Origin of the sequence: Metapseudomonas phytobenefica (assembly GCF_043392685.1) — a bacterium.
Classification (GTDB): domain Bacteria; phylum Pseudomonadota; class Gammaproteobacteria; order Pseudomonadales; family Pseudomonadaceae; genus Metapseudomonas.
Map to the genome: position 1 here is coordinate 108,559 of NZ_JBHZGM010000010.1, position 13,289 is coordinate 121,847.

At 61.2% G+C, this 13,289-nt stretch carries 10 protein-coding genes and 1 pseudogene; 6 read left to right on the forward strand and 5 right to left on the reverse strand.

Features of this window, described 5'->3' with window-relative positions; all coding sequences use genetic code 11:
* Positions 1 to 220: 220 nt before the first annotated feature.
* Positions 221 to 383, forward strand: a pseudogene (locus tag ACFW0B_RS11080) (PIN domain-containing protein); the annotation flags it as partial.
* A gap of 401 nt (positions 384 to 784) precedes the next feature.
* Here the strand turns inward: ACFW0B_RS11080 and ACFW0B_RS11085 are convergent.
* From ACFW0B_RS11085 to ACFW0B_RS11105, 5 genes are all read right to left on the reverse strand, one after another.
* Positions 785 to 2,347, reverse strand: a complete 1,563-nt coding sequence (locus tag ACFW0B_RS11085) for a DUF1254 domain-containing protein (protein WP_449147996.1) — start codon at positions 2,345 to 2,347, stop codon at positions 785 to 787.
* A 126-nt stretch (positions 2,348 to 2,473) separates the two neighbouring features.
* Positions 2,474 to 2,665, reverse strand: a complete 192-nt coding sequence (locus tag ACFW0B_RS11090; RefSeq protein ID WP_449147998.1) for a hypothetical protein — start codon at positions 2,663 to 2,665, stop codon at positions 2,474 to 2,476.
* A gap of 280 nt (positions 2,666 to 2,945) precedes the next feature.
* Entirely contained in the window at positions 2,946 to 4,355 is a 1,410-nt protein-coding gene (locus ACFW0B_RS11095) for a DUF1254 domain-containing protein (RefSeq protein ID WP_449148000.1), read from the reverse strand.
* Positions 4,356 to 4,450: 95 nt separating this feature from the next.
* Positions 4,451 to 5,113 carry a DUF3313 domain-containing protein gene (locus tag ACFW0B_RS11100; RefSeq protein ID WP_217633606.1) on the reverse strand — a complete coding sequence of 221 codons (663 nt, stop codon included), beginning with the start codon at positions 5,111 to 5,113 and terminating at the stop codon, positions 4,451 to 4,453.
* Between the two features lie 97 nt (positions 5,114 to 5,210).
* The gene (locus tag ACFW0B_RS11105; protein ID WP_449148042.1) at positions 5,211 to 6,479 is read right to left on the reverse strand and encodes an OmpP1/FadL family transporter; all 1,269 of its coding nucleotides are present in this window, start codon (positions 6,477 to 6,479) and stop codon (positions 5,211 to 5,213) included.
* 560 nt (positions 6,480 to 7,039) lie between these two features.
* On the opposite strand from ACFW0B_RS11105, the gene ACFW0B_RS11110 reads away from it, so the two are divergent.
* From ACFW0B_RS11110 to ACFW0B_RS11130, 5 genes are all read left to right on the forward strand, one after another.
* Positions 7,040 to 8,062, forward strand: a complete 1,023-nt coding sequence (locus ACFW0B_RS11110; RefSeq protein ID WP_449148002.1) for an AraC family transcriptional regulator — start codon at positions 7,040 to 7,042, stop codon at positions 8,060 to 8,062.
* Between the two features lie 453 nt (positions 8,063 to 8,515).
* Positions 8,516 to 9,649: a saccharopine dehydrogenase family protein gene (locus ACFW0B_RS11115; protein WP_449148004.1), complete on the forward strand. Its 1,134-nt coding sequence runs from the start codon at positions 8,516 to 8,518 to the stop codon at positions 9,647 to 9,649.
* 56 nt (positions 9,650 to 9,705) lie between these two features.
* Positions 9,706 to 10,110 carry a hypothetical protein gene (locus tag ACFW0B_RS11120; protein ID WP_449148006.1) on the forward strand — a complete coding sequence of 135 codons (405 nt, stop codon included), beginning with the start codon at positions 9,706 to 9,708 and terminating at the stop codon, positions 10,108 to 10,110.
* A 144-nt stretch (positions 10,111 to 10,254) separates the two neighbouring features.
* The gene (locus tag ACFW0B_RS11125; RefSeq protein ID WP_044872733.1) at positions 10,255 to 10,731 is read left to right on the forward strand and encodes a 2,4'-dihydroxyacetophenone dioxygenase family protein; all 477 of its coding nucleotides are present in this window, start codon (positions 10,255 to 10,257) and stop codon (positions 10,729 to 10,731) included.
* Positions 10,732 to 10,803: 72 nt separating this feature from the next.
* Positions 10,804 to 13,176: an arylsulfatase gene (locus ACFW0B_RS11130; protein ID WP_449148008.1), complete on the forward strand. Its 2,373-nt coding sequence runs from the start codon at positions 10,804 to 10,806 to the stop codon at positions 13,174 to 13,176.
* Positions 13,177 to 13,289 lie beyond the last annotated feature (113 nt).

Here is a 13,289-nt window from a genome sequence, read left to right on the forward strand (position 1 = left end):
GGCACTTGCGCCGAATCAGTGCTCAGGCGTGCGCGGATTCCACAAAAGACGCGTCAATCCTCTCTCATAACCCATCCCATCGGGGAAGCTGACCAGTTCCAGCTGCAGACCCCAGGGCGCCAGAAAGTACACCCACGTCAGTCCTTTGGCCGGGCCTTCGGTGAAGGTCGATGGAGTATCCAGTACCTGTACGCCACGAGACTTGAGGTAATCGACCGCTGATTTCATCGCTGACCTTTGGGATTTGGATCAGGCGGCAGTCTTAGAGGCTGCGCAGCGCCAACGAGCATCACTAAGGAACCCGCCCCATACTGCGCAAACTGCTTCAGCAGGAGCTAACCCAGACCGAGAGGCTGTTATCGAGCTTCGAATTGGTGATTTGATCGTTCGTACGGTCGCGGCCAGCACGATGCCAACGTGTCAAACGCACGCTGCTATGCACAGGTCGCATGGAAATTCCTGGCAATGCTGCTTTTTCCCTTGGTTTTCAAAGTCAGGGAGGAGCTTGCCGAGGTCTGCATCATTCGGGGACAACTGCTCCGCTCACGGCAATGGCACGTAAAGCCTGGACCCAGTGCTTCAACCACCAGGCACCAAGATAACGGCCATACCTTGGCGGTTGCGCCTCAGAATCAAATCTAATCAGCATACTGGCCCGGATGACGCCCCCGCTGGAGTGCTGTCGAGCACTACCGCAACTCCACCAGAACCGCAGGCACAGGGGAAAGCCTAACGATGACGCGCCCCCTGCCCTGCGTATTCAGGTGAACGGCTATCGGCGTCTCTATTTCACCTCTTCGATTTCACCAGGGCGCCAGGTCTGGTCGAACCAGGGCTCGAGCGGACCGTACAGCCGGAACAGCGTGTACCAGGCTTTTCCAGGTACGGTCTGGATCCAGTTAGCGTCCTTGCCTTCCGGCGCCTGCGGGCCGAAATACAGGTCAATGGAGCCGTCTGCATTGGCGATCAGGTCATCGCGCTTGTTGTTCTTGCTGGGGAACGTCTGGCCTGTTTGCAGCTCGGACCGGGTTTGCGGGTCGTAGACCACGATGGACCAGAAGTTCTTGGCAGGTGCATTGGCGGGGATGTTCAGCCGGTAGGTCTTGCTGCCGTCCAGGTAGGCCCCCTTCCTGTCAGTCGCCGCATAGGCGTACTGCGAGCCCGCCCCGACCATCTTCAACACCATGGCCGGGGTGTTGACGGTGGCCTGGTAGAAGAACAGCGTCCGCGCATCCAGATTGCGGCCGCCCATACCTTTGTCTGAGAGCCACTGATAGTCGCCGCCGATGAATGCATGGGTCCATGCACTACCCGGATGGAGAGGGGCATCTTTAAAACGCGGTCGGAAACTGATTGCCCGGGCGGTCGCGTTGCCGATGGCGACTGCCTCGGTGAGTATCTTCTGCATCCGCGCGTCTGGTGCGAAGGGTTTGCCCTTCTCGATACCGATTGCAGCGAAAAGCCCACGCAGCTCCGGGTCAAGCATCGACACAGGCTCGCGATCGATCACGGTATGAAGCTCTTCGTAGAACTTGAAGTTGTTGGCGTGGATGGTGTTGAAGAATTTCCGCGAGGCGCTGACAAACTCCATCTTCGGAGGATTGCCCTTGCTGGACAACGGATAGACCTTTACCCCGCTCTCGAACATCTTGGTGGCGGCATCGGGTTTGCCGTCCACCAGGAAGCCGCGCAGGATCAGCCAGTTGACGTAACTGGTCGACCTGGAAACGAAGTATTTCTCACCTTCGACGACAGCTTCCATACCGCCCACTGGCGGAGCGAGATCCCCCTTGTAGTCCGGTGGCAGGATCAGGTATTTCCCCCCCTTGCCGCGGTCGGGACCTGGGGCGCCCATGTCCGTGACGAAGCGAAAGTACGCGTCGTTGACGGTGCCGGGGCCCGAACCTGGTGGAATCTCGACAACGGTTGCACCGTCCTTCTCGAGATTCAGGAACACCGACAAATAGACCGTGTCGGTATTGCCGGTCAGCATCAGCGGAGCCGAATCCAGCAACTTGTCCATGATGAGTGCCTTGTTCGAGGCATCCACCCCCATGCTGAGGTGACCCAGGCGCAGCCCTTCAATGGAGGTGGCGGGGATACCATTGAGGAAGGTCTCCACGCCTCGCATCAGGTCGAGGTTGTCATACAGCGCCTCGACCGTCGCCGCATCCGGCATTCCGTCGAAGAAACGCAATGTACCCAGGCGGGTTTCGACGGAGTCCGGGGTCATGACCTTGTCGGGAATCCGGTAGTTGTAACCCGGTGTCTTGTCCTGTGTTGCGGCAACTGATGCGCAACTCAGCATGGCCAACGCGGCCATGCACATCCTGTATTTGGTCGTCATCGGAACTTACTCCCTTTCATTCTCTCGGCAATCTGACAAGACACGCTGAGACGGCTCAGCGGCTCTACGTTATATGGGCGTCACACAATCGGTACAGCCACTGACCGGGGTCATTCTTCCCCCCCTTCAAGACCTCAAAACCTCGGTGGTGAACTCATCAATGAGCGGCTTGAGATCGGTACTGTCGTTGCGCAGCGTCTTCCCAAAGCCCTTGCGCACGACGCGCAGCACGGCCTTGCCAGCGCTGGTGTCGATCAGTTCCCCTTCCAGATACAGCTCGGCATCCTGGTCGCGCTCACTAGGGGCGGCCACCAGCAAAGCGCGACAGCATTCTGCAGAACATAAAAAGCCACGGCTCAGGTTCCACCCCCAGCAACGGGGGGCATGACGTTGAACAAGACGGGAAAGCAACCAGAGCTCAGGCCTCGGGGCGCCGACGCTGTACTAGGATGAGGCCATGACATACGCGGCCGCGTGGTATCTGGGAGTGCCGAAGGTGAGACAAGGGGATTACCGCCCCCTCCGAATCAGGCTTGCGAACAACGAGTAGCCCAATGGGCCCCAATGCCAACTGCATTGGGGCATCTCACCAAGGCAGCTAATTGACGCGGACGATCTGCGGCGGAGTCCAGCTACCATCCAGGATCGAGGGGTTGCCCTCCTTCGGCCAGTACATTCGCATCATTGGCAGGAAATCACCTTGAGGTGCCGGCAGCCAGTTGGCCTCCTTGTCCTTGCCGGGAGACTGGTGTTGGAAGTACAGCGTAAGCGAGCCGTCGGCGTTGTATTGCAGATCGTTGCGCGCGCTGACGGTGAACTTGCTGAGCGGGTTCGGCACGAACCACCAACCTTTGTCGATCTCATACATGGTGATGGACCAGAAGCCGTTCACCGGGGGCGTCTGCCCCTTGGGGAACGTCAGGGTGTACTTGTTTGCGCCGTTGAGTTTCTGTCCGTCGCTGTCCACCTCGGTGTAGGGATACACCGCGTCCCTCTCCACGTTTGCGGGCCAGCCGAAGGCTGCGACTACGGCACGCTTCATATAGTCAGTGCCGTATACACCAAGCCCCTTGGTGTAGGTCCAGCCGTTGACCTTGTGTCCCAGGGTGCCTTGGTTGGCCCCGATCTCCTTCAGGGCGACCTCTGGCAGGTCGCTCAACTTCGCTTGCAGCGCCGAGTCCAGGTTGCCGAGTTTGAACGGCTTGCAGGGTTCGATGCCAAGCTTGGCCATGCGGACCAGGATAGCGCCGTCCTCAGCGGCGGGAGGCGCCGCTTCACACATCAGTTCGGCGAGCTTGTTGAAATAGGTCTCGGTACTCATGCCGAGGATCACTTCCTGCGGTTTGGCCGTCATGCTGAAGCCCGGATTCGGATCCACTGCTGGAGCCTTGGGCGTATAGGGTTTACCCCAGGCCGACAGCGGGGTGAGCTTCAACTGCGCCTGCAGGGCATTGACGGCCTCGTAATCCTTTTCGGTGCCATCGGCGTAGGTGCGCCCCAGAATCAACATCTTTCGGGTGGCGGATTTGATCTGCTTCATACCCTCGGGCACCTTGCCCTCCCAGCCCGGCCCGGTCAGCAGATAGTTGGCCGCAGCGCCGCCTGCGGTGCGCGCCCCAGGGGAGTCGAAGATGGTCATCCACAAGTTGTACATCGGCATCAGGTAATAACGATCGCCCATGTCGGGATGACTGAATACCTGCGGCTCGCTCAAATCCGCCCAAGCAATCGAGTAGAGCGTGTCGGCATTCGGTGCCGACACGCCGCGGTACCCCGCCGGCGGATAACGCTTGACGTTGAAGAACTGCCCCATGGGGGCATGTTCGTTGTCCACCTTGTCTACGTTGGTCATCTGCACACGGGTGACCTCGGTAGTCATCAACGAATAGCCGTAGACGTAGGCGTCCTTGGCAATCTGCAGGAGTTCGTCCTGATCGGCAGCCGATGCATGGCCGGCTAGCCCCTGGCTGATAGCGGCAGCCAGCATGGCTGTAGATGCAATTTTCATATGCATTCTCCTTGGCTATGAGACGGTTTTTGCGCACAGGAACACAGCGCGGTCTGGATATCGAATCACTTACTCGCGCACAGTCCCCTGCAGGGCTAACGGAACTTCAAAACGTCGGTGGTGAGTTCGTCGACAACCGGCTTGAGATCGGCGAATCCAATAGCCTGGCGGTCATTGCTCAGCGTCTTCCCAAAGCCCTTGCGCACGACGCGCATCACGGCCTTGCCGGTGCTGGTGTCGATCAGCTCCCCTTCCAGGTACAACTCGGTATCCTGGTCGCGCTCGCCGGTGGCGGCCATGGTGCCGGCCACCACCAGAGCGATGGGGATGACCTCATAGGGCTTGAGCCCCTCGGTGTTGGCACTGACGCCGGTAATGGCCCCGCGAAACTCGAGGGTGCGAGGCCCGGTGGAGAAGCCCACCAGTTGGAACCTGCTGGACAACGCCTCGCCCAGGCGCGCGTTGGCGTACTTCAACAGTTCGTCGTAGGTCTGCTGCCCAATGCGATCTGTCGTTTGCGGGGTGGGGTAAAAGCGCAGCGGCTGAAAGATCAGCTTGTCGTAGTTGGCCACATTGAACGCGGGATCCACCCAGCGCAGGGCCTTCTGGCCGCTGGCGGTTTCGACGGTTTTCAACCCGTCGTAGCTGGGAAGAAACCCTGAATACTGCTCCTGGCTGACCGTTTTGCTGGTGCAGCCATTCAGTAGTACTGCGGCAGCCACGAGGCTGCCTGCCATCAGGGTCCTGGTCTTCATCATGATCGTGCTCTCTCCTTGTTGGACATTAGGTTCTACGAGTCCCTGTACATGCATGCGTTGTGCATCCAACCGCGTCACGGACCACCACTCACAACACTCAGAAGCGCCAGGTAGCGCTGGCACTGAGCGCCTGGATCCAGGCATTGTCGAATTCGCCGGAAACCCGCTGGGGCGCATCAAGTGGGAGCGACTTCTCCTGGCTGATCTCCATGTCCCCGAGCCAGACCATTTCATAGCTCAGGTTCATCTCGGTCTGGGCATCCAATGCATACGTCAGGCCCGTGCCGAAGCGCCAGGTTTCTGCCATCGGCACCGTGAGCGTGCGATCCTCGTCATCCACCGGCGAGCTGTCGTAGCCCACGCCGAAACTCCACATCCACCGAGGGTCGAACCGGTACTGGGTGCCGACAGAGAGATGCCAGGTATCGCGATAATTCGCCTCAAGCGTTGCTGAGCGGGGCTGGTTGCTGTCCAGATCGACGCCCACCTCACCGAACCTGGACCAGTCCTGCCAATTGGCGCTGGCCAGGAGTGCCCACTGCTCGTCGAGCTGGTGGTAGAGGCTGAAGGTCAGGGTTTGTGGCACCTGCATATCGATGCGGGTGGCGGCGTCCAGCAGTCCGCGATCGCGCAGCAAACGGGTCGTCACGGGGCCGACACCCTGAAGGTCCAGGCCATCCTCGAACTCGACGTCGATCTCGCTCGTGTAGCTCAGGCCCAATCGCGTCCCGGGAGCAGGGGCATAGACAACCCCCAGATTGCCGCCATAGCCCCAATCATGGTCCCGGTATTTCAGTTGGCCGTCCGGGCGCTGGAGCAGTCCCAGCGGATCGTTGTTCACGGCCAACTGGGTATCCAGCGTGGCATAGAAAGCACGCAGGCCAACGCCGAATGCCCACTGCTCGTTGAGGCGATAGGCCAGTGCCGGCATGAGCGACATACCGAGCAATTCGCCGTTCTGCAGGAAGTAGCGGCCGCTCCAGTCATTCTCATAATTGAGATTGAGGCCGAAGTCACCGTAGCTGGCAAAGCCGACCGTCCAGCCATCGCCGATTTCCCGGGTCACGAACAAGCTCCCGCCTGGGGACCACTCCATCGCGTTGCCGCTGTCTCCCCCTGCGACGTTGGTGTTTTCGTCCAACTCGAAGTCCAGGTTGCTGTGCAGCACCTGGGCGCCAGCGGTGATCTGCGTACCGGGCAACCAGGCCATACCCGCCACGTTGCTGGCGAGGGTGGCGGGTCCCTGGGCTCTAGCTGCGGCTCCCGCATTTGCCAGTCCCACGTTGTCCGTGCCGATCTCATAGAGCATCAGGCCTCCCGCCAGCAGTTGGCCGGGCAACATCATGAGGGCTGCTGAAACTGCCATGTAAAGACGTGGAGTCATCCATTTATCCTTGTTTGCGATACGTGCAGCCATGTGTCTCTCCTGATTCACCACTTTGATTTCACCTGATCGCCAGGACGTGTCGAAGTAAGCGGATAGCGGGTTGAAGAGACGCAAGATAGGTATAAAACCGGTCAGAAATCCGGCGTTGAAAAAAACCGGGCTTTCTGTGAAGGAGGCTCCAGTCCGATTCGGTGTGCGCAACTACCCCTTCTGCGCTACCCGTAGCCCCGTCACTCTTATGAACTCCCCTTTTTGAACTATGGGGACAGTGCGTACCCCTCTGCCAGCGTAGTACAACCGAGCCGCTATCGTAGAAACCGCGTGTTCCTGGGGCTGGTCAAAAGCACGTTCCGTCTTGATTCGAGGGGGTGCTGTGCATGTGGCAACTAGCCGCTATATTCTTTCGCCGGGGAAAAGACCCCGTCTACCATTCGAGTGCAAACTTTGCCCGAATTGTGAAAGGGTGTGCGTAACACGTGATTCGCGCCGGAGGTTGCCATCCGGTTGCAGACGGCAGCGTCAGGTCGCTGGGGACACCAATGGATACTCAGATGGAAAGGAAACCACTCGATCGATTTGCGGTCATCCGGACCGACGACGTCGAAGAGATGAGAGTGGCGGCCAGCCCTTTCTACGGTGAGCTGCATTTTTCCGTCGCTGATGACTACAAGGGCTTTCGCGCCCGCGCCAACCATTGCCAGCTCAACGATATGGCAATTTCCTATGTGAGCTTTGGGAGCGCAGTGGATCAGTCCTATTACCCCGACACTTCGGCCGGCTACGCCATACCGATTGCCGTTGCCGGAACCGGCTGGGGCAAAACGCAGGGCAAGAAGGTGAGCCTTGCCGGACGACAAGGCTTGATTGCATCACCGGGTGAGCGGACCGAGTTGCACTCCGGTCCGGACTTCGAGGAGTTTGCAGTCTTGTTGGACGCCTCTGTAGTCGAGCGAAAGCTCGCCTGCCTAGTCGGAGCTGAAGTCAACGGGAGGGTCATTTTCGACCCGGCCTTCGACTTCGAGAATCCGCTCGGCCGACAATGGTGGCGGCTGTTGTGCTTTCTCATCGGGGAGGCCGAAGAGTGCGAGGCCGGTATTCCGCTGACCACCTTGAGTGAGATTGAGCAGGCGCTGATCGTCATGTTCCTCAAGACGAGCCGCCATAATCTCAGTCACTTGTTGAGTGGTCAGCACCGCGATATCGCACCCAGAACAGTCCGGCTTGCGGAAGAGTACATCGAGGCTCATTGGGACCAGCCCATCACAGTGGAACGCCTGGCGCAACTTACCAATGTCAGCGTGCGCAGCTTGTTCCATTCCTTCAAGAAAAATCGCGGTTACTCTCCGATGGGCTTCGTGAAGCAGGTACGCCTTCGCCACGCACGCCAGATGCTATTGAGCGGCCAACCGGGGACGACCATAGCCGCGGTCGCCTATAAGTGCGGATTCGGTAATCTGGGCAATTTCGCCATGGACTATCGCAGGGCGTTCGGTGAACTTCCGTCGAGTACGTTGAAGTCCGCATGGAGCTCTACAACCCCAACTGAGCAAGCTTCGCGCTGAGCCCCCCCTCAGCGTTCGAGAAGACACTGCAATCTGCGCTTGCGGAAACATCTCCGGCAGCACTCGCGCGCCGGATGCGTGCGTCCATGCGCCCCCTCGGCGTGGGGGGGGTCAAAAAACACCCGCTCTCTATCTTTCAATCCAGTCAACAGGTGCTGGATTCGACTCCACCCGGCGCGGCGAACCGCACCTGCTGAGCTCAGTCATTGCTCGAACAGCAGGTGAAGAAGATGAAAACGACAATCGTGCTATCGGCCGTCGCCTCACTGGTCGTAATCGCCACCTTCCTCGGCGCCACGTGGATACCGTCCCGGCACCTTTCCGCAAATGAGTGCCAGGTAAACCGAACTGCCTGCTTCCCGCCCGCAGTGGGTTTTGCGTCCCTTCACTGACCAGCATCGCTCCCCTGCCCCGTATTCCTTCAACAACAGCAAGAACAAGAGAACACACTAAATGGCTAAGTACCCCGTCGTTGTCTACGGCGCCAGTGGCTACACCGGCATGCTGACCATGGATTGGCTGATCGACCAGAACATTCCCTTCACCGCCGTGGCGCGCAACGCCGGGCGGGTGCGCGAAATGATGGCGCAACGCGTGGTACGCCTGGAGTCGGCCACCTACGAGATCATCGAGGCTGAGCACAATGTCGAATCGCTAGTCGAGGCGTTCAAGGGTGCCAAGGTCGTCTGCAACACCGTCGGCCCCTTCTCCAAATTCGGCCTGACTGCAGTGGAAGCCGCACTCAAGGCTGGCTGCCACCACCTCGACACCACGGGCGAGCAAGCCTACGTGAGGCAAGTCCGCGATCAATTCGGCGAGCTCTACCGCCAGGCTGGGCTGCTGGTTTCCCCTTCGCTTGCGTACATGAACACCTTTTCGGAAATCGCAGCCGAGCTCGCACTGGAACAGCCGGGTATCGACGCCCTGGAAACCTCGGCCCTGTGCCGTGGCCCTCGCGGCGTGGGCGCCGGGGTGACCGTGGGTTCCACTGCGTCGATCTTCGAGATGTACCGCGCCGTGCCTTGCTATCTCTGGGAGAAGAAACTGGTGCCGCACCCGGTTGGCGCTTCGTTCCAGATCCATTCGCCGCACTTCATGCAACCGGTATTTGCTCTGCCCTGGGGCGGCACTTCGCTACCGATCTACCTGGAGAACGATCCGCGCGTGCGTTCCTGCGTCTCCTGCGTCGGCTTCTACGACAACGATGCGATGAAGATGGTCCATGCGCTCGGCGAAAAGTGGGAGGCCGAGTACAAGCACCTGCCAATCGAAGCCCAGGACCAGGTGCTCAAGGGCATTGTCGAAGCGACCACCCCGAGCATGCCACCGCGCGAGCGCACCACCCTGACGCGCACCGTCGATACCGCCATCGGCCGCGGCCAGCTTTCTGCCGTGCGCGCCGAGGTGTTCGGTACCACTCCCTACATCACCACCGGTGCGCTGCAGACCGCAGGCGTTATCAAGCTGCTCGACGGCGAGGTCGCCAGGGTCGGCTTCGCCTCCGGTTCCAAGGCCTTCGGCCACCGCTATCTACTGGGCTTCTGCGAAGAGCGCGGCCTGGCACGCGCCACCGTCAGCAAGCTCTGATCTCGCCGATCTGACGGCGGCGAGCCCTGCCGCCGTCTCCTGCCGAGGAATACCCCATGTCCGACGGTCATGTTCGTTGGCTGTTTCTCTCCGCCGCCTGGTTCAACCTGCTGGCCGGGCTGCCCTTCCTGGTGGCCATGGAGCCGGTCGCCGGGCTGATGGGACTGGAGATAACGCCCACGGCCACCCTGTTCATCCAGATCACCATGGGGGTCGTTGTCGTTTTCGCCCTGGCCTACTGGATGATCGCCCGCGACCCGCTGCGCTACCGCCCGTACATCCCGCTCGGGATGGTCCTGAAGCTGCTCGTAGTCGTGGTCATCCACGGCCACTGGCTGGCGGGAAACCTCGACTGGCCCCTGGCCGCGCTGGCAATCGGCGACATCGTCTATGCGCTGCTGTTCTGGCGCTACTACCAGCAGACCGCCCTGCCGGCACCAGCACTGCACGGCAGGACCTGAACCCCGCACGCAACCACACCCGGAGCCCGGCGCCACCCACCCTACTCTTCGTTGGGGGGGTGATGCCTGGAGGCTACGCCCAGCACGTCCGGGTAATCGCCCAGGCGGGCGACCGATTCCAACCCATCCCGAGGAACGACAAAAATGTTGTACGAAAGCATCGATACCGCCGCCATCAACGACGAAGACCTGCCCTGGGTACCATTCGCGCCCTACAGCAACGAGGTATTGCTCAAATACATCAAGTGCGATCCGGTGCGCGGCGAGACCATCACACTGCTCAAGGCGCCTGCCGGCACTACCCTGCCCCGTCACCACCACTCGGGTACGGTCATCGTCTACACCATCAAGGGCGGTTGGAAGTATCTGGAACACGACTGGGTTTCCCGCGAGGGTGGCGTGGTGTTCGAAACGGCCGGCACCAGCCACACCCCCACCACGCTGCCTGAGTACGGCGACGAAATCATCACCCTGAACATCACCCAGGGCGACCTGCTGTACTTCGACGACAACGACAACCTCTTCGCCATCGAGAACTGGAAATCCGGGGTCGAGCGCTACCGAGCCTTCTGCGCAGCCAATGGCATCGAAGCCCGAGACATCACCAGTTTCTCGATCTGATCGTCGTGGGGGCCGCGCCTGGTGCGCAGGCCCCACTCGCCAGTGCCATACACAACAAGAACGGACCCGCCCATGACCCAGAAGCTGCCACTGTCCGGGCACTTCAGCGTGAAGCTGAGCCTGGTGCTCGCCAGCTCCATCAGCTCCATCGCTGGCGCGCAGGACACCTTGCCATTCCCGCCGACGCCTTCGGCCAGCGACGCCAAGCCGACGTTGCAGGATTCCCGGCACCAGAAACGCGAGCAACAGTCGCACCTGCCGGCCGATGCGCCGAACATCCTGGTGATCATGCTCGACGATGCCGGCTTCGCCCAGGCTGATACCGTCGGTGGCAGTATCCATACGCCGACCCTGAGCCGCATCGCCGACAGCGGCGTGCGCTACAACGCCTTCCATACCTCGGCGATCAGCTCCGCCACCCGCGCCGCGCTGCTCACCGGGCGCAATCATCACCGGGTCGGCAACGGCGTGATCGCCGAACTGGCCACGGACTGGGACGGTTACACGGGCGAGATTCCGAAAAGCTCCGCGACCATGGCAGAGGTGCTCAAGCAGTACGGCTACAACACCGCCGCCTTCGGCAAATGGCACAACACACCACCACTGCACACCACCGCCGCCGGTCCCTTCGATACCTGGCCGACCGGTTACGGCTTCGAGCATTTCTACGGTTTCCTGGCCGGCGAGACCTCGCAGTACGAACCGCGTCTGTACCGTAATACCACGCCGATTGAACCGCCCCGTGATCCGCGCTACCACCTCAGCGAGGATCTCGCCGCTCAGGCGGTGGACTGGCTGCAGGATCACCAGACCTACGCGCCGAACAAGCCCTTCTTCATGTACTGGGCGCCCGGCGCCGTGCACGGTCCGCATCAGGTGAACGCCGAATGGGCGGACAAGTACAAGGGCAAGTTCGACGCCGGCTGGGATGTCTATCGCGAACAGACCTTCGTCCGTCAGAAGGCCCTCGGCTTCATCCCGGCCGATGCAAAGCTCACCCCGCGCCCCGCCGAACTGCCGGCCTGGGACAGCCTGAGCCCCGAGCAGCAGCGCTACCAGGCGCGCCTGATGGAGGTGTTCGCGGGTTTCCTCGAACACACCGACACCCAGGCCGGCAAGATCATCGACGAGCTGGAACGCTCCGGCCAGCGCGCCAACACCCTGATCTTCTACGTGCTGGGCGACAACGGCGCCTCGGCCGAAGGCATGGAAGGCACCATCAACGAGCTGCTGGCGCAGAACGGCATCCCGGTGCCCAAGGAGCAGCAACTGAAGGTGCTCGACGGCATGTACGGAGGCCTCCCGGCCCTGGGAGGGCCGAAGTTGGAGAGCATGTACAACGCGGCCTGGGCCTGGGCTGGCTCCGGTCCCTTCCCCGGCACCAAGCTGGTCGCCGGCTACTTCGGCGGCACGCGCACGCCGCTAGCGGTGTCCTGGCCGAAAGGGATCAAGGCGGACCAGAACGTCCGGGGCCAGTTCCACCATGTCAACGACATCGCTCCCACCGTCTACGACATCCTCGCCATCACCCCGCCCAAGCAGGTCAACGGCATCGCCCAGGACCCGCTGGACGGCGTGAGCATGCGCTACAGCTTCGCCGACGCCGAGGCCAAGTCGCGCAAGACCGCGCAGTACTTCGAAGTGCTCGGAAGCCGCGGTATCTACAAGGACGGCTGGATGGCCTCGGTGTTCGGCCCACGCAAGCCCTGGGTGCAAGGTTTTTCCCAGGTCATGGGCTGGAATCCAGCCAATGACCTGTGGGCGCTCTACGACCTGAGCAAGGATTATTCGCAAGCCACCGACGTGGCCGCCAGCAACCCGCAAAAGCTGGCCGAGCTGAAGGCGGAGTTCGACGCCCAGGCCAGGTCCAACAAGGTCTACCCGATCGGCGCCGGGCTCTACCCTCTCCTCCACCCGAACGAGCGGATTGCCACCCATCAACGGGAATGGACCTTCAGCGACCGGGTCAAGCGCCTGCCGGAGTTCGCCGCGCCCAACTTGCGCAACCAGGACAACAAGGTGCTGGTGGAGGCCGACCTGCCGGCGAACGCCAGCGGCGTGCTCTACGCCATGGGCGGTATCGGTGGCGGCGTGAGCCTGTACCTGGACGACGGCTACCTGGTCTACGAATACAACTCGCTAGCGATTTCCCGCACCATCCTGCGCTCGGCGGACCGCCTGCCAGCAGGCAAGGCCAGCATCGAGGTGCTGACCCGTATGGCATCGTCCAAACCCGGCGCGGGAGCTAACCTCAGCCTGCTGCTGGATGGCCGGGAAGTGGCCAAGGGCGCCACGCCCTTCACGCCCCCCTTGACCTTCACCGCCAGCGAAACCTTCGATGTGGCCGTGGATCTGGGCTCGCCGGTGACCCTGGACTACTTCGAGCGCGCGCCCTTCGCGCTCAACGGCAAGGTCAATCAGGTGCGCATCGCCTATACCCCCTGACGCGTTCATGACCGCCCCGGCCTGGCCGGGAGCGGTCAGCCGTTCGCCCATCCCCCCGGCCATGGGGGGTGGCCGCCGAGCAACTGCCGCCTAGTCTTTTGCATCGGACTGCG